This is a genomic window from Luteimonas lutimaris, from assembly GCF_039537065.1.
In the GTDB taxonomy this organism is placed as follows: Bacteria; Pseudomonadota; Gammaproteobacteria; order Xanthomonadales; family Xanthomonadaceae; genus Luteimonas; species Luteimonas lutimaris.
Window position 1 is genome coordinate 103202 of the sequence record NZ_BAAAZU010000001.1, and the last position, 19711, is coordinate 122912.

General features: G+C 71.5%; 18 protein-coding genes. 5 read left to right on the forward strand and 13 right to left on the reverse strand.

Annotation, left to right across the window (positions count from 1 at the left end; translation table 11 throughout):
• Positions 1 to 56: 56 nt before the first annotated feature.
• From ABD679_RS00470 to ABD679_RS00500, 7 genes are all read right to left on the reverse strand, one after another.
• A complete protein-coding gene (locus ABD679_RS00470) occupies positions 57 to 419 on the reverse strand; it encodes a hotdog fold thioesterase (protein WP_344758225.1) in 363 nt (120 codons plus the stop codon).
• A 91-nt stretch (positions 420 to 510) separates the two neighbouring features.
• Positions 511 to 1122: a YkvA family protein gene (locus ABD679_RS00475; RefSeq protein WP_344757956.1), complete on the reverse strand. Its 612-nt coding sequence runs from the start codon at positions 1120 to 1122 to the stop codon at positions 511 to 513.
• Positions 1123 to 1214: 92 nt separating this feature from the next.
• On the reverse strand, positions 1215 to 1406 hold the full coding sequence (locus ABD679_RS00480) for a hypothetical protein (protein ID WP_344757957.1): 192 nt from the start codon (positions 1404 to 1406) through the stop codon (positions 1215 to 1217).
• A gap of 479 nt (positions 1407 to 1885) precedes the next feature.
• Entirely contained in the window at positions 1886 to 3784 is a 1899-nt protein-coding gene (locus ABD679_RS00485) for a phospholipase D family protein (RefSeq protein WP_344757958.1), read from the reverse strand.
• Positions 3781 to 4350, reverse strand: a complete 570-nt coding sequence (locus ABD679_RS00490) for a YceI family protein (protein WP_344757959.1) — start codon at positions 4348 to 4350, stop codon at positions 3781 to 3783. Before ABD679_RS00490 ends, ABD679_RS00485 begins: the two co-directional genes overlap by 4 nt.
• Positions 4347 to 4823, reverse strand: a complete 477-nt coding sequence (locus ABD679_RS00495; RefSeq protein WP_344757960.1) for a SixA phosphatase family protein — start codon at positions 4821 to 4823, stop codon at positions 4347 to 4349. The genes ABD679_RS00490 and ABD679_RS00495 overlap by 4 nt, the downstream gene beginning before the upstream one ends.
• 89 nt (positions 4824 to 4912) lie before the next feature.
• Complete coding sequence (locus tag ABD679_RS00500; RefSeq protein WP_344757961.1) at positions 4913 to 5539, reverse strand: nucleotide-binding protein; 627 nt, start codon at positions 5537 to 5539, stop codon at positions 4913 to 4915.
• A gap of 78 nt (positions 5540 to 5617) precedes the next feature.
• Between ABD679_RS00500 and ABD679_RS00505 the strand changes: the two genes are divergently transcribed.
• Positions 5618 to 5902: an ATP-binding cassette domain-containing protein gene (locus ABD679_RS00505; RefSeq protein ID WP_344757962.1), complete on the forward strand. Its 285-nt coding sequence runs from the start codon at positions 5618 to 5620 to the stop codon at positions 5900 to 5902.
• A 312-nt stretch (positions 5903 to 6214) separates the two neighbouring features.
• Here the strand turns inward: ABD679_RS00505 and ABD679_RS00510 are convergent, their stop codons facing one another.
• Positions 6215 to 7270, reverse strand: a complete 1056-nt coding sequence (locus ABD679_RS00510; RefSeq protein ID WP_344757963.1) for a hypothetical protein — start codon at positions 7268 to 7270, stop codon at positions 6215 to 6217.
• A 53-nt stretch (positions 7271 to 7323) separates the two neighbouring features.
• Positions 7324 to 7980, reverse strand: a complete 657-nt coding sequence (locus tag ABD679_RS00515) for a tetratricopeptide repeat protein (protein ID WP_344757964.1) — start codon at positions 7978 to 7980, stop codon at positions 7324 to 7326.
• 270 nt (positions 7981 to 8250) lie between these two features.
• Between ABD679_RS00515 and ABD679_RS00520 the strand changes: the two genes are divergently transcribed.
• Together ABD679_RS00520 and ABD679_RS00525 are read left to right on the forward strand one after the other, a co-directional pair.
• Positions 8251 to 11976: an indolepyruvate ferredoxin oxidoreductase family protein gene (locus ABD679_RS00520; RefSeq protein WP_344757965.1), complete on the forward strand. Its 3726-nt coding sequence runs from the start codon at positions 8251 to 8253 to the stop codon at positions 11974 to 11976.
• A 1-nt stretch (position 11977) separates the two neighbouring features.
• Positions 11978 to 12466 carry a methyltransferase family protein gene (locus ABD679_RS00525; protein ID WP_344757966.1) on the forward strand — a complete coding sequence of 163 codons (489 nt, stop codon included), beginning with the start codon at positions 11978 to 11980 and terminating at the stop codon, positions 12464 to 12466.
• Positions 12467 to 12482: 16 nt separating this feature from the next.
• Here ABD679_RS00525 and ABD679_RS00530 read toward each other — a convergent pair whose 3' ends face one another.
• Entirely contained in the window at positions 12483 to 13238 is a 756-nt protein-coding gene (locus tag ABD679_RS00530) for a cupin domain-containing protein (protein WP_344758226.1), read from the reverse strand.
• A 197-nt stretch (positions 13239 to 13435) separates the two neighbouring features.
• Positions 13436 to 15346, reverse strand: coding sequence for a M61 family metallopeptidase (locus ABD679_RS00535; RefSeq protein ID WP_344757967.1), 1911 nt, complete (start codon positions 15344 to 15346; stop codon positions 13436 to 13438).
• A 171-nt stretch (positions 15347 to 15517) separates the two neighbouring features.
• On the opposite strand from ABD679_RS00535, the gene ABD679_RS00540 reads away from it, so the two are divergent.
• Positions 15518 to 16147 (forward strand): hypothetical protein, encoded by a 630-nt coding sequence (locus ABD679_RS00540; protein WP_344757968.1) that lies wholly within the window; start codon positions 15518 to 15520, stop codon positions 16145 to 16147.
• Between the two features lie 15 nt (positions 16148 to 16162).
• On the opposite strand, the gene egtD is transcribed toward ABD679_RS00540, so the two are convergent.
• Positions 16163 to 17125, reverse strand: a complete 963-nt coding sequence (gene egtD / locus ABD679_RS00545) for an L-histidine N(alpha)-methyltransferase (RefSeq protein WP_344757969.1) — start codon at positions 17123 to 17125, stop codon at positions 16163 to 16165.
• A complete protein-coding gene (gene egtB, locus ABD679_RS00550; protein WP_344757970.1) occupies positions 17122 to 18411 on the reverse strand; it encodes an ergothioneine biosynthesis protein EgtB in 1290 nt (429 codons plus the stop codon). Before egtB ends, egtD begins: the two co-directional genes overlap by 4 nt.
• An 80-nt stretch (positions 18412 to 18491) precedes the next feature.
• Here egtB and ABD679_RS00555 point away from each other — a divergent pair, with 80 nt between their 5' ends.
• Positions 18492 to 19655: an aminotransferase class V-fold PLP-dependent enzyme gene (locus ABD679_RS00555; protein WP_344757971.1), complete on the forward strand. Its 1164-nt coding sequence runs from the start codon at positions 18492 to 18494 to the stop codon at positions 19653 to 19655.
• Positions 19656 to 19711 lie beyond the last annotated feature (56 nt).

Consider the following 19711-nt stretch of genomic DNA (forward strand, 5'->3'; position numbering starts at 1 on the left):
TCCCCGCTCCCACGGGGGTCACTTCCACGGGAACGGTGGCCCGGCAACGCTGCCGGTCAGCCGCGCCGCGCCACCACAGCCAGGGTCAGCCGCGACACGCAGGCCAGGCGGCCGCGGTCGTCCTCGATGCGGATCTCCCAGACCTGGGTGCTCCGCCCGACGTGCAGCGGGCGTGCGGTGCCGGTCACGGTGCCTTCGCGCACGCCGGCCAGGTGGTTGGCGTTGATCTCGATGCCCACGCACATGTGGGCCTCGTCCACGCACAGGTTGCCGGCGCTGCTGCCGAGGGTTTCGGCCAGCAGCACCGAGGCGCCGCCGTGCAGCAGGCCGTAGGGCTGGTGGGTGCGCGCGTCCACCGGCATGGTGGCGCGCACGAAATCGTCGCCGATTTCGGTGAACACGATGCCCAGCGCTTCCATCGCGGTGTTGCGCGAGGCGGCATTGAGCTCGGCGAGATCGGAGCCGGCGCGGAAGATCACGCCGGCGGCGCCGGCGCGCAGGCGGCGCGGCTCACTTGAAGGTGAACATCCCGGGACGCCAGGCGCGCACGTAGCTGCGCTTGGCGCCGTAGCCGCTGCTGCTGCCGTAGCCGATGCCGACGTCGCGCTGGCGGCGCGAGCGCATGCGCCCGACCAGCTCGTCGCGGCGGCTGTCCAGCCAGTCGGTGCGGCCGATGCCGGCCGGCTCGACGCCGCGCCGCGTCGCTTCGAGGGCGCGGTATTCGCAGAAATCGTCGTAGGCGTCGAGCTCGTGGCGCAGTTCGCGCACGCACAGCTCGATCATGATGGCGTCGTCGAGGAAGCCGAGCACCTCGACGTTGTCGGGGATCACGTCCTTCGGGTCGATGAAGTAGAGCAGCGCCGACATCACCCGCGCGCGGTCCTCGTCGTCCATGTGCCAGCCCTCGTCGCGGACCATCGCGATCATGTCGTCAAGCTGCAGCAGGCGCTCGCGGACGAAATCGGGGATATGGACCTTCTGCGCGTCGGCGAGCAGCTTGCCGGCCGCCTCCACGACCTCGGCGGCGGACTTGCCCTCGGCCGCCTTGCGCGATGCCTCCATCGCCTTCTGGAAGTGTTCGAGGTCGCGGTCGCTGAGATCGATGGTCAATGAGATCGACATGGGGGATCCGGTTATGGGTGCGGGTAAGACCGTGAAGCCTAGGCGTGGGTAAGCGCGCCAGTCAACAAACCTGAAGGCAGTCGTTGCAGGCCTCAGCCGCAGCGGAAGCGCTCGTTGCCCCAGTTGCTGGTGTAGCGACGGCCGCTGGCATAGCCGCTGCTGTTGCCGTAGCCGACGCCGAAATCGCGGCTGCGGGCAGCTTCGCGATAGGAGAACGGACGCGGGGAAACGCTGGCCGGGCGGCGCGGGGCGGAAGTGGCGGGGATGCGGGTCTGGACGTTCATGGCGTGCTCCTGTCGGGGTGTGTGCTTTGGTGTGTTGGTAGACTACAACACCAGATCGATGGGGGCATGGGCTGGAAGTCATGGGTGGGTGGGGCCGGGACTCGGGACTCGGGACCCGGGACCCGGGCTCGGGGCTCGGGGAATCCGGAATCGGAGAGGCCTATTGCTTTTGATCGTCATTTCCGCGAAAGCGGGAACCCAGTCCCCCCGTATCGGGGACTGCGTTCGGGGGAGCGCCACTGGGTGATCAGACATTCGTCTGTCGAGAGCCCCGCTTTCGCGGGAATGGCGCAAGGGAGCGGTGGTCGTCACCGGCGAAAGCTCGCGGCTTCCGCCGCTCCTACACGAGCAGAGGCGCGGAAGCGTCGATCCCGCGGACCCGACCCGGCCTGTCCCGGGTCCCGGATCCCGGGTCCCGAGTCCCGAGTCCCAGTCCCGAATCCCGAGTCCCGAGTCCCGGCTCCCGAATCCCGGCTCCCTCAAAGAATCGGCGCCAACCCCGCCCCGAACGCCGTGAAGATCCGCGTCATCACCGACTTCAGCCCCAGGCTAACCTCGGGAAAATCCCCCACTGGCTCGTAACAGTCGCGGAAACGGGGGTCCGAGGGCGGCAGCGGCAGCGGGCAGCCCGGGCCGGGCATGAACTCGTAGCTGGTGGCGTAGCGCACCGGCCACAGGTCGAAGATCGGCAGGTGCTCGGAAATCTTCGCCAGCGAGTACTCCAGCCCCGAGAACACCGGCGGCCGGGGCCGGCGGGCGATGGTCCAGGCGTTCTCCGGCGCCATGTCGCGGCGGATGCTGTCGGCCAGCGCCCTGGCGAACGCGGGGTCGTCGATCACCACCGCGCTCTCGGTGTTGTAGTTGTCGCCGCGCGGGTCGAAGTTGTGGGTGCCCACCACGCCGATGTGCTCGTCGACCACCATCGACTTGGCATGCAGCCCGAAGCGCACGCCCCCGCGCGCCAGCGGCACCGGCTGGTTGGCCGAGAAGCCCGACCAGCGCAGCGCCGAGTATTCGCGCCCCAGCGGCCGCCGGCTGTCGGGCGGGGTGGCCCGGGTGAACACCGGCGTGCCGTCCTGGCGCCACTGCACGTCGAAGGCGCCGGTGGCCTCGGGGTCGATCGGTGCGGATTCCGGGAACGGCTTGAACTCGTGGATCTCGAAGCCGAAGTCGCGCAGGTAGCGGCGCTTGTACTTGTACGACAGTGCGTAGGTGATGAAGGCGTCGGTCGCGGCCAGGCTGTTGGTCGACACCAGCACCCGCGGCGGGTCGTCGCGGTCATGCAGCTCGCGGAACAGGTCCTGCGCGGCCGGCGACAGCACCAGGTACGGGGTCTGCAGCAGGATTTCCGACTGCGCCGAGGCGATCAGCTCGCGCAGGCCGTGGGTAGACGCGGCCACGTCGCCCTCGTGCGAGCGGCGGTGCTTGCGCGGCAGGTCGGCGATGAACTCCACCTCCCCCACCGGCAGCGCCGCCGACGCCAGGCGGTCGTCGACCAGGGCGTCGTCGGCGGCATCGCTGGCCATGCGCCGGGCGCGCTCGGGCAGTTCAAAGTCCGGGTGCGGCAGCACCGGCACGCCCTCGCGCAGGATGCGCTTGCCGACGTCGACCAGCTCGGCGATGCGGCGGGTGCGGCGCGCGCCCCAGAACGCCTCGAAGTTGTCCGTCATCTCGCGCGTCACCGGCCCGGCCACCAGTACGTCGCGGTCGCGGAAGTTGTAGGCCGGGTCCCAGTCGTAATAGTCGTCCTGGTAGTTGCGCCCGCCGGTGATGCCGACGATGCCGTCGACCAGCAGCAACTTGCTGTGCATGCGCTGGTTGAGCCGCCGCCAGCAGCAGGCCGCGGCGAAGGCGTACATCGGGTAGTTAATGTGCGCCCGGCCCAGCACCGGGTTGTAGATGCGCAGCTCGAAGTTGCGGTGCGCGCCGGCCAGCGCGGCCAGGGTATCGACGTGCCGCAGCGCGGACAGCTGGTCCACCAGCACCCGCACCCGCACCCCGCGCCGGGCCGCGGCCAGCAGTTCGTCGAGGACCAGGTGGCCGGCGTCGTCCTCGTCGAAGATGTAGGTCTGCAGGTCGATGTCGTGCTGCGCGCTGCGCAGCAGGTTCAGCCGCGCCAGCAGCGCGTCCTGGCCGTAGTCGAGCAGCAGCGCGTAGTGGTGCGGCGACTCCGGTGCGCTCTGCGCGTAGGCGCGGGTGCCCAGCGCGCGCAGCGGCGAGGGCTCGGCGCAGGCGTCGGCGCGGTCGCAGGTGTCGAGCGTGGATTGCGCCTGCGCGGCGATCGCCAGCGCCTGTTCGCGCTGCAGCGGCGACAGGCTCGTGCAGGCGCCGCCGGCCAGCACCATGCCGGCCAGCAGCAGGCGCAGCCAGCGGTTCATGTCCCGTCGTCCGGCGCGATGCGCATGTGCAGCGAGAACACCACCTCGTCCGACAGCGCGAAGCCCCAGCGCCCCATGTGGTAGTCGTCGCGGTCGACGGTGCCGCGGGCGACGATGTCGCAGCCCACGCCGGGGTCGTCGCAGTCCGGCGGGCTGACGACGAAGGTCTCGCGCCGCTCCACGCCGCGGATGGTGAGCACGCCGCCCAGGCGCCCGCCTTCGCGGATCAGCGATACCGGATACGGATCGGAGACGAACTCCACCCACGGGTAGCGGGCGGCGTCGAAGAAGCCGTCGCCGCGGGTCAGGCGGGTGAAGGTCGTGCTGTCCTCGATCTCCACGTCCGCGGTCGACAGCCGCAGGCGCACCTGGTGCATGCCGCCGGACATCCTGGTGATGACGCCCTCGTGGCGCGGGAAATGCCCGACCAGGGTCTTGCCCCAGCGCGTCTTGAGGGTGAAGCCGACGCGCGAGGCCTCCTGGTCGATCTGCGTCGCGTGGACGGGGCCCAGCAGCGCGAGGGTCAGCAGCGCGACGACCGCTGCGGCGGTGCCCCTTCCGGTCACGGCCACCAGAACGCGGAGAGGGTGGCCGTCCCCGGTTCGATCCCGCCTTCGCCCTGCAGCGCCAGCACCGCGATCGCGCCCGGCGGCATCCCGCGATAGTCGCCGGACTGACCGCTGTGCAGCAGCGCGGCCAGCCGCTCCAGCCCCGGGTTGTGGCCGACCACCAGCAGGCGTTCGACCTCGCGGTGGCGATCTGCCAGCGCGGCCAGGGTGCCCGGCGAGGCTTCGTAGATGTCGTCCTCCAGCCGCTGGTCGACGTAGCCGACCTGTTCGAGCACCAGCTCCAGCGTCTCGCGCGTGCGCCGCGAAGGCGAACACAGCACCAGGTCGGGCACCAGCCCGCGTTCGCGCAGCCAGCGCCCGGCGGCCTCGGCCTCGGCGTGGCCCTCGGCCGACAGCGGCCGGTCGAGGTCCGGCTGCCCGGGCGCGGGCTGCTCGGCGTGGGCGTGGCGAAGGAGGATCAGTTCGTGCATGGGGGGCTCGGGGCTGGGAACGGGGGTTGGGACCGGGGTTTGGCTTCAGCGTCGTGCTTGCAGGCTCCAGTCCCTGGATCCCGACCCCGTCACTTTTTCGCCCACCGCAGCAGCGGCTGCCAGTCGTCCTGGTGGTCGCGGACCTGCGCCGAATGGTAATCGAACAGGCTCTTGCCCAGCCCCACCAGTACCACATAGGCCTGGCTGTCGCGCAGCTGGGCGACCACCGGGTAGGGCCACTGGGCGAGCAGTTCCAGCGCCTGCTGGGAGGCGTTGGTCCACGGCTTGAGCTTGTTGGCGACCAGCCCGACCCGCACCTGGCCGCGGCGGATGCGCGGGTGCTTGGCCAGCGAATTGAGGAACGGCACGGTGGCGTCGATGTCCAGCGACGAGGGCAGCACCGGCACCACCAGGGCGTCGGCGTGTTCGAGGTAGGCGTCGAGTTCGTCGCGCATCGCGCCGGCCGGCGTGTCGATGACCATGCGCTGGGCATCGTCGGGCGCGCTGCGGAACCAGCCCTTGCGCGTGCCGTCGATCGGCAGCACGGCGCTTTCCAGCCCGGCCCGGCGCTCGGCCCAGCGCGTCGAGGATCCCTGCGGGTCCGCGTCGACCAGGATCGTGCGCTGTCCCGACAGCGCGGACTGCGCGGCAAGATGCGTCGCGATCGTGGTCTTGCCGACACCGCCCTTGGAACTGGCCACCAGCACTGTCTTCATGCGCTTCCTCCGGATCGACGAAACGATCCGCGAGGGTACACCGGCCCGCCGGTGGCCGCGACCGCGCGGCCGCGGACCGTGATCGAACTCAGGCAGGTGCACCGACGCTACGCGATGAGCGGGCAGACCATGCACGCGCTGGCGGGCGTGGACCTGCGCGTGGACGCGGGCGAGTTCGTCGCCATCACCGGGCCGTCCGGCTCGGGCAAGTCGAGCCTGCTCAACATCCTGGGCTGCCTCGACCACGCCAGCAGCGGCGACGTGGCAGGCGGCGCGGGTGGACCCGATCGCGGCGCTGCGGCAGGAGTAGGGCTGGGGATTCGGGACTCGGGGAGTCTGGAATCGGAGGCGTATCGCTTTTGATCGTCATTCCCGCGAAAGCGGGAACCCAGTCCCCTTCGTACCGGGGGCTGCATCGGCGCGGAACGCCACTGGATGAGCAGGCATTCGTCTGTTGAGAGGCCCGCTTTCGCGGGAATGACGGAGCGGTGGCCGTCATGGGCGGAAGCTCGCGGCTTCCGCCGCTCCTACACGAGCAGGAGGCGCGGAAGCGCCCATGCCGCGGAACCGGTCCATCCCGAGTCCCGAGTCCCAGGCCCCGATTCCCGATTCCCGATTCCCGATTCCCGATTCCCGAGTCCCGAGTCCCGGCTCCCGAGTCCCGGCTCCCGCGCCTCACCGCCTCGGCGCCTGCCACCCCGCCGGCGGTTCCGCGGGGACCCGGGCCTCCGCCAGCACACGCTCGACGAGATCGCGTTCGCTGCGCACCGCGGGATCCCGCAGCAGGCGGGCGAACTGGGCGGCGCCGCCGTCGGGCTGGCTGCCGGCGATCCGGCCCCACTCGAGCATCCGCCAGTCCAGGCGCCGGCGGCGTTCGCGGGCGTCGGCCTGTTCGCCGGGGGTGGCGGCGGTGGCCTGCAGCAGGGCGACGCCGATCGAGGTGCCGATGCTGGTGTCGGCGGTGTCGGCGGCCACGCGGGCGACCTGGCGGCAGTCCGCGCGACGCGTGGGGGCGGCATCGAGCGCGTCCCCGCGGCAGGCGTCGACCAGCGGCTGCAGCGCCGGCGCCGCCACCGCGGCGAGGATCCCGGCCGCCGCCACCGCGGCGGCACCGTCGGCCGGCAGTTCGTCGCCGCCGAGCACGGCGCGCTCCGCCGCGGTCTGCGGATGCGCGGCGAGTGTGGCCTGCATCCAGCGCAGCTGTTCGTAGTAGTGCTGGTCCAGCCGCGCATAGCGGCCGGCCTGTGGCAGCCAGTCGGCGGCAGTGCCCGCGTACAGGTGCGGCGCAAGGTTGTCGGGTTCCAGCTTCCGCCAGCGCGCCAGCGCCTGCGTCCGGACCGCGGCATCGGCCGGGGCGTCGCCCTGCAGCAGCAGCGCGTTGGCGACCACGTCGCTGCCGGCGCGCGCCGAGGCCAGCTGCCGCCACTTGCCCACGCGCGGATCGGCCGGCACCGCCTGCGAAGGCGCGTCACCGCCCGGCGCCGCGCCGGCCATCCCGGCCTGGCCGGCCAGCTGCAGCAGGGTGGCGGCGAAGGCCAGGTCGCGCGGCTTGCCGCTGGCGGCCAGTGCGTCGGCGACGCGCGCGTACCAGGCGCCGGTCGCGGCCTGCGCGGCCTGCAGTTCGGCCGCCTCGTCGGCGTCCATCGCCCCGTCGGCGGGCATCGGCACCTGCGCGGCGCAGGAAAACGCGGCCGGCAGCAGCGCCACCAGGCAGGCCAGGGTCCATTTCATGCGGGAGTCCGTCAGTCGGGGGACCCCGACGATAACGCGTGCCGCGGCCGCGGTCAGGGCCAGGCCGGCGGCGCTTCCCGCCACGCGGCGGCGACCTCGGCCAGGGTCGCGCGGTCTTCCTCGCGCCAGTCCGGCAGCAGCGCCGGCAGGTTGGCCGGATCGTTCCAGCGCAGCGGCTCGGTGCGCACGGCGGCGGCGTACCAGCGCACGGCCTCGTCGCGGCGGTCGAGCGTCCACAGCGCCAGCGCCAGCGTCGGCGGTACCCACGACGGGTTGCCGAACGCCTCCGCGCCGACTTCGCGCCAGCTGGCCAGCGCGCCCTCGGCGTCGCCGGCGTGGAACAGGTCCCAGCCCTGGTTCCAGAGCAGCGGGCGATACAGGCGGTGGCTGCTGCCGATCGCCCCGCGCACGCGTGCGTAGAGCGCGGCGCCGATGTCGGTCCGGCCGCCCGCGTATGCGATGTGGGCCAGCTGGGCGGCGGCGAGGTTGGCGTCGCGGCCGTTGCCGTTCATCACCTTGAGCAGGCGCTGCTGGACGGCGTCGTCGCTGCCCGGCTGCAGCACCAGCGGACGCGCGGTCTGCGCGTCCTGGTCGAAATAGAATTCCTTCGGCGCCGGCAGCGGCCGGGCCTGCGCCCATGCAGGCAGCGGAAGCACGAGCGGGACCAGCAGGACGAATGCGCCGAGACGGCGCAGGCAAGGCATGTTCATTGCGACTTCATTGTGGCGGGGACCCCCTTCCCCGGCGCGCATGGTAGCCGCTGGGCCGCGCGGGTGAAACCGGAACCCCCGTGCGCCGCGGTCCCGCGGCACACTGCCCGCATCCGGGCGCGCCCGCGCGCCGCCTTCCGAACGCGGCCACAGGACCGGCCGCGAACCGCCCCGCTGCTACAATCCCGCGCCATTTTTTTAGCACCGGCGGGCACTTGCGCCCGCGACCAGCCCGCGACCCCGGTCGCCTGCCAGACGAAGCCCGCCGCCATGACCAGCACCGCCGAACTGTCCTCCCCTGCCTCCGCCGGCACCGGCCTGACCCGCGGCGTGGTCGACGCCGACTACACGCTGGAAGACAAGTTCACCCGCACCCGCGGCCGCATCTACCTCTCGGGCGTGCAGGCGCTGGTGCGGCTGCCGCTGATGCAGCGGCTGCGCGACGAGGCGGCGGGACTCGACACCGGCGGCTTCGTGTCCGGCTACCGCGGCTCGCCGCTGGGCGGCTTCGACCTGGAGCTGTGGCGCGCGAAGAAGCACCTGGAAGCCGCCGGGGTGAAGTTCACCCCCGGCCTCAACGAGGACCTCGGCGCGACCATGGTCTGGGGCACGCAGCAGACCAACCTGTTCCCGGGCGCGACCGTCGAGGGCGTGTTCGGCATGTGGTACGGCAAGGGCCCGGGCGTGGACCGCTGCGGTGATGTGTTCAAGCACGCCAACGCCGCCGGCACCTCGAAGCTCGGCGGCGTGCTGGCGCTGGCCGCCGACGACCACGCCTGCCGCAGTTCGACCTTGCCGCACGGCTCCGAGCACGAGTTCGTCAGCGCGATGATGCCGGTGCTCAACCCGGCCGGGGTGCAGGACATCCTGCAGATGGGCCTGCTGGGCTGGGCGATGAGCCGCTACACCGGCCGCTGGGTGGGCTTCAAGACGATCGCCGAGACGGTGGAATCGTCGGCGTCGGTGGACGTGGACCCGTTCGCGCTGGAGATCGTCACCCCGGACGACTTCGAGATGCCGCCGGGCGGCCTCAACATCCGCTGGCCGGATCCCCCGATGGAGCAGGAGATGCGCCTGCACCGCTACGCGGTCAAGGCCGCGCAGGCGTTCGCGCGCGCCAACCGCATCGACCGCGTGGTGATCGATTCGCCGCAGGCGCGGCTGGGCATCGTCACTACCGGCAAGAGCTACCTGGACGTGCTGCAGGCGCTCGAATACCTCGGCCTGGACAGCGAGGCCTGCGCGCGCATGGGCATCCGCGTCTACAAGGTCGGCATGACCTGGCCGCTGGAGCCGCAGGGCATCCGCGCCTTCGCGCGCGGGCTGGAGGACATCCTCGTCGTCGAGGAGAAGCACGGCTTCATCGAAGGCCAGATGAAGGAGCTGTTCTACAACTTCGACTTCGGCCTCGACGGCGGCCGCCGGCCGAGCATCGTCGGCAAGTACGACGAAAACGGCGAATGGATCCTGCCGTCCACCGGCGAGCTGACCCCGGCGACCATCGCCGGCGTGATCGCGCGCCGGATCCAGCGCGGCATCCCGATGGAAGCCGCCGACGCCGCGCACATCGGCGAGGTCCTGCGCTGGATGCAGGAGAAGGAAGGCGCGCTGGCCCTGCCGCGCGCGCAGTTCCCGCGCGTGCCGCACTATTGCTCCGGCTGCCCGCACAACACCTCGACCGTGGTGCCGGAAGGCTCGCGCGCGATGGCCGGCATCGGCTGCCACTACATGGTCACGTGGATGGACCGCAGCACCGACACCTTCACCCATATGGGCGGCGAAGGCGTCACCTGGTCCGGGCAGGCGCCATTCACCGACACCCCGCACGTGTTCCAGAACCTCGGCGACGGCACCTACTTCCACTCCGGCACGCTGGCGATCCGGCAGTCGGTGGCGACCGGCGTCAACATCACCTACAAGATCCTCTACAACGACGCGGTGGCGATGACCGGCGGCCAGCCGGTGGACGGCACGCTGTCGGTGCCGCAGATCGCACAGCAGGTGCGCAGCGAGGGCGTGCAGGCGATCGTCGTGCTCAGCGACGACATCGACAAGTGGTCCGACCGCTCGATCTTCCCGCCCGGCGTCGAGTTCCTCGACCGCCGTGAGCTCGACGCGGTGCAGAAGCGCCTGCGCGAGGTCAAGGGCGTGTCCGTGCTGATCTACGACCAGACCTGCGCCACCGAGAAGCGCCGCCGCCGCAAGCGCGGCAAGCTGGTCGATCCGGCCAAGCGCGTGTTCGTCAACACCCTGGTATGCGAAGGCTGCGGCGACTGCGGGCAGAAATCGTTCTGCGTGAGCGTGCTGCCGAAGGAGACCGAGTTCGGCCGCAAGCGCGAGATCGACCAGAGCAACTGCAACAAGGACTACAGCTGCGTCGAGGGCTTCTGCCCCAGCTTCGTCACCGTGCACGGCGGCACGCCGCGCAAGGGCCGCAAGGTCAACGCCGCCGAGCGCCTGGCCGGGCTGCCGGCGCCGACCATCGCCAGCGACCTGTCGCAGCCCTGGAACATCCTGCTCACCGGCGTCGGCGGCACCGGCGTGGTCACCATCGGCGCGCTGCTGGGCATGGCCGGGCACCTCGAAGGCAAGGGCGCGACCGTGCTCGACCAGACCGGCCTGGCGCAGAAGGGCGGCGCGGTCACCACCCACATCCGCATCGCCAGGGCGCCCGCCGACATCCACGCCGTGCGCATCGCCGCCGGCGAGGCGGACCTGGTGCTGGGTTGCGACATGGTCGTGGTCAACGACTACTGGACGCTGTCGAAGATCCGCGCCGGGCGCACGCAGGTGGTGCTCAACACCTGGGAAGCGATGCCTGGCAGCTTCACCACCCGCCCCGACCTGCAGTTCCCGGCCGCCGAGATCGTCGCCGCGGTCAGCCACGCGCTGGACGGCGGCGCGCCGCTGCAGTTCGACGCCACCCGCGTGGCCACCGCGCTGCTGGGCGACGCGATCGCGACCAACCTGTTCATGCTCGGCTACGCCTGGCAGCGCGGGCTGGTGCCGCTGTCGTTCGAATCGCTGATGCGCGCGGTGGAACTCAACGGCGCCGCGGTCGAGATGAACAAGACCGCCTTCGCCTGGGGCCGGCTGGCGGCGATCGATCCCGACGCGGTGTTCGAGGCCGCCGGCATCGTCCGCAACGCGTCCACGGTGGCCGAGAGCACGCCGCGCGCGCTGGAGGCACTGCCGCCGGGCGAGTGGGAAAGCACCGAATGGGGCGCGACCTCCGCGCCGAAGGCCGCGCGCGACGAGGACGAACTGCGCCACGTGCCCGCGCACGGCGGCGACAACGTCGCCTTCCTGCCGCTGGACGACAGCCGCCTGTCGCGCTCGCTCGATGAACTGGTGAGCCGCCGCGCGGCGTTCCTCACCGACTACCAGAACGCCGCGTACGCGAAACGCTACACCGACTTCGTGGCGAAGGTGCGCACCGCCGAGCAGGCGAAGGCGCCCGGCGCGACCGACCTCACCGAAGCCGTCGCCCGCTGTTTCTTCAAGCTGATGGCCTACAAGGACGAGTACGAAGTCGCGCGCCTGTACACCAGCGGCGACTTCCGCAGGAAGCTCGAGCAGCAGTTCGATGGCGACTACAAACTGCACTTCCACCTGGCCCCGCCGCTGCTGGCGAAGAAGAATGCCAAGGGCGAACTGGTGAAGAAGGAATACGGCCCGTGGGTGTTCACCGCCTTCAAGGTGCTCGCCAGGCTGCGCGGCCTGCGCGGCGGTGCGCTGGACGTGTTCGGCTACACCGCCGAGCGGCGGATGGAGCGCCGGCTGATCGACGACTACGAGCAGACCGTGGGCAACCTGCTCGACACGCTCGACGCCGGCAACGCCGGCCTGGCCGCGGAGATCGCCGCGATCCCCGAACAGATCCGCGGCTACGGCCACGTCAAGGAAGCGCACCTGCACAAGGCCAAGGCGCGCGAGGCCGAACTGCTGGCGCGCTGGCGCGATCCATCGCGACCGGCCGGCCGCGAGGCGGCCTGAGGTGGCCGTTGCCGGCGAACGCGAGCGGCTGCCGCTGTTCGTCCGGGTCCCGCCACCGCTGACCTTCGCCGCCGCGTTCGCGCTGGGCCTGGTCCTCCAGCGCGCGGCTCCGCTGCCGCTGCCGCAGGGCCCGTGGCTGGACGCGATGCACGCCGCCGGTGCCGTTGTGGCCAACGCCGGCCTGCTGCTGGCGCTGGTGTGCCTGGGCATGTTCGTGCACCGCCGCACCACGATCCTGCCGGCCCGAACCGCGACCGCCATCGTCGACCGCGGCCCCTACCGCTTCAGCCGCAACCCGATGTACCTGAGCCTGATCCTCGCCTACGCCGGCCTGGCCGGGATGCTGGGAAGTCCGTGGTCGCTGCTGTTCCTGCCGCTGCCGGTCGCGACGCTGCAGCGGGTGACGATCCCGCACGAGGAGGCCCGGCTGGCGATGGCGCTCGGCGACGATTACGCCCGCTACCGGGCGCGGGTACGGCGCTGGATCTAGGCCTGCGCCAGGGTACTCACGCGCCCTCGCCGGTCATGATCACCAGGAATTCGCCCTCGCCTTCGTCGACCCAGAACTCGTGGCGCATGCCGGCCGGGACGAACACGCTTTCGCCCTTGCGCACGGTGGCCTCGCGGCCGTCGAACCTGGCACGGACCTCGCCGGCCAGGACCACGAAGATCGAATCGAATTCGTTGGCCTGGTCGGCCGGGTCGCGATTGACGTGCATGCCCGGCTTCAGGCCGTACCATGCGGTGCGCAGGCCTTCGCCGTAATACAGCGGTACCGCATGCCCGCCATGCACCTGGCGCCCGTGGCCGAAGCCGAACTTCACGATCTCCGGTGCGCCGGTGGCGAAGAAGTGGAACCAGGCCGGGATCAGCTCGCTGCGGACGCGATCCTTGTATCCGGCGCCGATGTCGACCGCCATCGGCGTCGGATCGCTTGGCCGCGCCTGGCCCAGGGTGGTGAGGATGTTCATGCGGCCGCTGGCGATGTCGCAGTACACATCGCGGGGCGCGGAGAAACGGGTGGCGTAATCGGCACCGGTTGCCGCGACCACGCGCCCGGTGCCCTGCCTGGGCAGCTCGACGCGAAAGGATTCCCCGGTATCGGTGACCTGCAGTTCGAATGCGGCATCGGCGTGCAGCTGCGCCGCGTCGCGGCGGCTCCAGTCCGCCGCCCATGCGTCGACCGCGGCGGCGATGTCGCAATCGGCGGCAGCCTGCGCGGGCGCGGCGAACAAGGCGGCGACGGCGACGATGAGGTGCATGGGGCGCACGGCGATCTCCCTTCGCGAATCCGTGCACGCATGGTTGCGCGGCGCGACGCCGAAGGCCCGTGCCAAACGTTGGCGAACGATGTCCACGGTAGGAGCGGCTTCAGCCGCGAGCTCTTGCTTTGCCCTGCCCTGCCTTCGCGGGTGAGGAAGCAAAGCTCGCGGCTGAAGCCGCTCCTGCAATGGCCCGCTCAGCGCGCGGTGAGGATCTTCGTCAGGTAGTCCGGCGTGCCCTCGATGCGCTCCAGGTGCGGGTAGCGCGGGCCGCCGTGGTAGTCGACGTCGATCGTGCGATAGCGGTCGAACTCCTTCACCAGCAGCCGGATCGGCGCCTTGTCGTCCTTCGCGGCCTTGATCGCATCGGCCAGCGCGTCCTTGTCGTAGGCGATGTCGTTGACCGCAACCACGGTCATGCCGCTGCCCACGCCGGCGTCGAACGCCGGGCTGTCCCAGCGCACCTCGGAGACGTTGCCGCCGCGGTCGATGTTGAGCCCGAGCGAGTAGATGAAGCTCGCCGCGCCATTGCTGTCCTTCGCCCGCGCCTTCTCGTAGGCGTTGGGCTCATCCTTGTAGACCAGCTTCCAGCCGCTGGCTTCCAGGCCACCGGTCAGCGGCGCCTTGCCGTCGAGGCGGTCGCGCAGGAAGGTGCGCCAGTCGTCGTGGACCACGCCGTCGAGCGCGGCGACCACGTCGTCGAAGGTGTAGGTGTCCTGCGTCTTCCACTCCCCGTCGTTGCCGCCGAAGAAGGCGCGCGCGAAGTCGTCGAGTGACTTCTTGCCGTTGCTGAGCTTGCGGATGCGCGCGTCGGCCTCCAGCCACAGCATCTGGCCGCCGGAGTAGTAGTCCTCGCTCATCTGGTAGCCGCGATACGGCTTGGGCCGGCGGCGGGCGACGATCGGATCGTTGGTGGTGTCCTGCAGCGCGCGCCATTCCAGGCCCGGGCGGTTGTCGGCGTAGGTCGCCGCGACCAGCGCCAGCGCGTCGCGCGAGGCGTCCATCGGCCGCAGCCCGGCACGCGCGGTCAGCACGTTGCCCCAGTACTGGGTCTGGCCCTCGTACACCCACAGCAGGCTGCCCTGCATCGGCACGTTGTAGTTGGGCGTCCACAGGTCGGCCGGGCGGCGGTACTTGCCGTTCCACGAATGCGTGTACTCGTGGCCGAGCAGGTCGGTGCTGCCGGTCTTTTTGTCCCAGCCGGTGAAGTAATCGGTGCCGACGCCGTTTTCGCTCGAACGCTGGTGCTCCAGCCCGTTGCCGCCCATCTGCCTGGACAGCGAGAACAGGAAGTCGTAGTGGTCGTAGTGCTGCGCCCCGTAGAGCTTGAGCGTCTGTTTCACCAGTTCGCGGTGCTGCTCGATGTGCTCGGGCTCGGCTTCCAGGTATTTCGCCGCGTCGGCGACCACGTTCAACCGCACCGGCACCTTCGCGCCGGGCGCCAGGTCGAAGGTCTTGAAGTAGCGGCCTGCGTACACCGGCGAGTCGACCAGGATGTCCAGCGGCACCGGCTGGTAATGCACGGTGCCGCCGTCGCGGCTGGCGACATCCAGCGCGCTGGCGGCCTGGAAGCCGGCGGGATACTTCACCGTCGCGGCGTACTCGATGCGGCTGGCGTAGTGCCCGGCCGGATACAGCACCACCGCGTTCCACTGCAGGTTGAGCATATTCGGCGTCATCACCACGCGGCCCTGGTTGCGGTCGGTGGGCGTCAGGTACTGGTACTGCATCGACAGCGACGACACGCCGGCCGGCACGTCGACGTGGAAAGCAAACACGTCGAGCGGGTCGCGCTTCCAGTCCAGCCGCTGGCCGTTGGCGGTGATCTCCAGGCCCGCGATCTTGTCGATCGGCCCGGACGCGGCGTGGTTGCCCGGCAGCCAGGCCGGGAACAGGAGGGTCAGTTCGCCGGGCTTCACCGGCATGGTCTGGGTCACGCGGAAGATGCGCTGGGCAAGGTCGGTGGCATCGACCTCGATGTTGATCGTGCCCGGGTACGCCACGTCGGCCGGCGGCGGCACTTCGGCCCGTGCGGCGGTCGCCGCGAGCGGTGACGACAGGGCGAGGGCGACGGCAAGCGACAGGCTGGCGAGGTGCGATCGGAACATGCGGCGTTTCCTGCTGGATCGGGACAATCCTGCATCCTCGCGCGGGATGGGCCGTTCGTCACCGTGCCATTGGCCATGGTCGCGCGATCCGGCGCGCGCCGGCGCCACCGCGGACGCGGGCAATACGCCGCGCGCGTGGTAGCGTGCCGTCCCCGCCCCGGGAAGCCGCCAATGTCCCTGCCCGACGACCATTCCGAAGCCGCCACGCCGCGCCGCCCCATCCTCGGCCGCTTCGACGATCGCCGCATCGAGTTGCTGATCGGCTTCTGCGTGGTGCTGATCTCGGTGATCTCGCTGTTCGTCGCCGCCAGCGCCAACCGCACCCAGGAACGCCTGCTCGCCGCGAGCGTGTGGCCCAACCTGCAGTTCGCCACCGGTAACGCCGATCGCGATGGCAACGCGGCGATCACCTTCGACCTGATCAGCCGCGGCGTCGGGCCGGCGCGCGTGCGCTGGGCGGAAATCAGCTACGACGGCCACGTCGTCGCCGACTCGGCGGAGCTGCTGGAGCGCTGTTGCGCGAGAGAGATCCAGGCCTCGGGACAGCGGACGCGGACCAGCACCAGCGGCATCCAGCCGCGCGTGGTCGGCGCCGACGAATGGATATCCTTCTTCCGCATGGGGCGCGAAGACAATGCGGAACCGGTGTGGAAGGCGCTCGAGCGCGGCCTGCCGCGGCTCGCGATGCGCGCCTGCTACTGCTCGGTGCTCGACGACTGCTGGATGCTCGACAGCCGCGAGGCCGAGCCGGCGCCGATTGCCCGCTGCCCGGCCTCCGGCGACAGCGCCTGGGGGCGTTGAGCGCCGCAGGCCGCGTCAGGCGCGCCGCAGCAGGCGCAGCCCGAACCAGTCGTCCGGGTCGTTCCAGCGATGCGCCACCCGCAGGCCCGCCTGCGCGGCGAGCGCCTCGAAGCCGGTGTCGGTGTACTTCTGGCTGTACTCGACCTGCATCGCCTCGCCTTCGGCGAAGTGGAAGCGATGGCCTTCGACGACCACATCCTGCGCGCGTCGGCTGACCAGGAAGGTCTCGATGCGGCCGGCGTCGCGCACGTACACGGCGCGATGCTCGAAGCCGCCGAGGTCGAAGTCGCTGCCGATGTCGCGGTTCAGCCGCGCCAGCAGGTTGAGCGTGAACGCGGCGGTGATGCCGGCCGCGTCGTTGTACGCGGCCTCGATCACGTCCGGCGACTTCTGCAGGTCGATGCCGACCAGCGCGCCGCCGCGCTCGCCCATGGTCTCGCGCATCGCCCGCAGCAGGCGCAGGGCCTCGGGATCGGTGAAGTTGCCGAGCGTGGAGCCGGGGAAGAAGACCAGCGCGTGGTCGGCCGCGCGCGCCGGGCGCGGCAGCGGCACCGGCCGGGTGAAGTCGGCGCAGACCGGCAACACCTCGACGTCGCCGAACTCGCGGTCCAGCCGCTCGACGCTGGCCAGCAGCGCGCTGCGCGAGATCTCGATCGGGGTGTAGGCGACCGGGTCGTCGAGTCCGTCGAGCAGCAGCCGCGTCTTGCGTCCGCTGCCGCTGCCGTACTCGACCACCTGCGCGCGCGGACCCACCGCCGCCGCGATCGCGCCCATGCTGGCTTCCAGCAGCGCCAGCTCGATCCGCGTCAGGTAGTACTCGGGCTGGCGCGTGATCTGCTCGAACAGCTCCGAGCCGCGGCGGTCGTAGAAGTACTTCGACGGCAGCCGCTTCGGGGCTTGCGACAGCCCGGCGAGCACGTCGCCGACGATGTCGTCGGGACTGGGATGCAGGTCGGTGAGCGCGACCGTCCCGCTCACGCGCCGTCCCTGGCCAGGCGCAGGCCGGAGAACTGCCAGCGCGCCTGCGGCGGGAAGAAGTTGCGGTAGCTGGCGCGCATGTGGTCGCGCGGCGTCGCGCAGCTGCCGCCGCGCAGCACGACCTGCCCGCTCATGAACTTGCCGTTGTATTCACCCAGCGACCCGGGCAGCGGGCGGAACCCCGGGTAGGCGGTGTAGGCCGAACACGTCCACTCCCACACGTCGCCGAACAGCTGTCGCAGGCCCGCGCCGTCGTCGTCCGCGGCCTGCGGATGCAGCGCAAATGCGTCGGCGAGGTTGCCGTCGACCGCCACACCTTGGGCCGCCTGCTCCCACTCGGCCTCGGTCGGCAGCCGCGCGCCGGCCCAGCGCGCGAAGGCATCGGCCTCGTAGTGGCTCAGGTGACAGACCGGCGCGTGCGGGTCGCGCGCGCGCCAGCCGCCCAGGGTGAATTCGCGCACGCTGTCTTCGTGCCAGTACAGCGGCCGCTGCCAGCCTTCGGCCTGCAGCAGCGCCCAGCCGTCGCTGAGCCAGAGCGCCGGGTTCGCGTAGGCGCCGTCATCGACGAACTGCGCGTACTCGGCATTGCTGACCGGGCGGCTGGCCAGCGCGTGCGCGGCCACCAGCACGCGATGGCGCGGCGACTCGTTGTCGTAGGCGAACTCCACCGCGTCCGGCCACGGCTCCGCGCCGGTTTCGGCAACGGCCTCGTCACGCGCGACCCAGCGCAGCGGCGCGGCCTGCCCTGCGCGGTGGGCGAGGTCGTCGCGGTACGCCGGCCCCAGCGGGTTGCACCACAGCGCATGCTTGATGTCGGTCAGCAGCAGCTCCTGGTGCTGCTGCTCGTGATGGGTGCCGAGCAGGACGACGCGCGCGGCCGCCTCGTCGAGGTCGCCGGCATCGAAGCGCCGCGCCATGCGCGCGTCGACTTCCTCGCGGTACTCCAGCACCTCGATCAGCGACGGCCGCGACACCAGCCCGCGCCGCGGCCGCGCGTGCATCGGGCCGACGCTGTTGTAGTAGCTGTTGAACAGGTAGTCCCACTGCGGGTCGACCGGCGCGTAGCCGTCGCGCGCGCCGAGCACGAAGCGTTCGAAGAACCACGTCGTGTGCGCCAGGTGCCACTTGGCCGGGCTGGCGTCGGGCATGCTCTGCACCATCGCGTCCTCGGCCGACAGCGGCGCGGCCAGCGCGATGCTGCGCCCGCGCACCGCGCGGTAGCGCGCGGCCAGCGTCGACGCATCGATCGCGTCGCGTGTGTCGTCGGCGGCGGGGAACGCGGACATGCGCCCAGCATAACGGCGCGGGCGGAACGGCGGATGACGATGTGGTCACGGCGCGGGGTCCGCGGCGGTACAGTGGCCGGATGCAAGCGCACGCGCCCCTGACGCGGGAAGACGCCGCGGCCGCCTTCCTGCCGTTCGACGGCACCCTGTACCTGGACTGCGCCGCGCGCGCGCCGCGACTGCGCAGCGTGCACGCGGCGGGCCTGGCCGCGCTGGAGGCCGACGCCGCGCCGTGGATGCAGTCGTTCGACGCGCTCGACGAGCAGGCCGGGGCAGTGCGCGCGCTGGCCGCGCGGCTGTTCGACGGTGACACCGATGCGGTGGCGCTGGTGCCCTCGGCCGCGTTCGCGCTGTCCACCGCCGCGCGCAACCTGCCGCTGGCCGCGGGCGAGGCGGTCCTGCTGCTGGACGGCCAGTTCCCTTCCAACCTGTTGCCATGGCAGCAGCGCTGCCTGGAGACCGGCGCGCGCATCACGCCGGTGCGGCGCGCCTCCGGCCAAAGCTGGACCGACGCGGTCCTGGCCATGCTGGACGCCGAATCGCGCGTGCGCGTGGTCGCGCTGCCGCAGGTGCGCTGGGACGACGGCGCGCTGCTCGACCTCGACCGCATCGCTCCGCGCGTGCACGCCGCCGGCGCCGCGCTGGTGCTCGACCTCAGCCAGAGCCTGGGCGCACTGCCGGCGGACATCGCGCGCTGGCGGCCGGATTTCGTGGCCAGCGTCGGCTACAAGTGGCTGCTGGGGCCGCGCGGCCTGGCGTGGCTGTGGGCGGCGCCGCGCTGGCGTGCGGAAGGCGTGGCGATCGAGCAGCACTGGTCGACGCGCGACGCGGGCGACGGCTGGCGCTTCGCGGTCGATGCGATGCCGCCATCGCGGCGCGGCGCGCGACGCTTCGACGCCGGTGGCCTGGACGAACCGCTGCCGCTGGCAATGGCCGGCGCCGGCCTCGAGCAGGTGCTGGCCTGGGGCGTGCCGCGCATCGCCGCCACACTCGGTGCATGCACGCGCGCGCTCGATGCCGCGCTGGATGCGAATGGACTGTCCGCGTGGAAGACGCCCGGCCACGCGCCGCACCTCACCGCGCTGCGGCCGCCCGCGGAACGGCTGGACGCGGTGTTCGACGCGCTGCGGCGCGAACGCATCGCCTGCACGCGCCGCCATGGGCTGCTGCGCATCGCACCGCACCTGCACGTCGCGCCGGACGACATGGTGCGCGTGGCTGCCGTCGCGGCGGCCGCTGCCTGACCCTTGGCGACCTGCAGGAGCGGCTTCAGCCGCGAGCCTTTGCCCCTCCCCCGCCG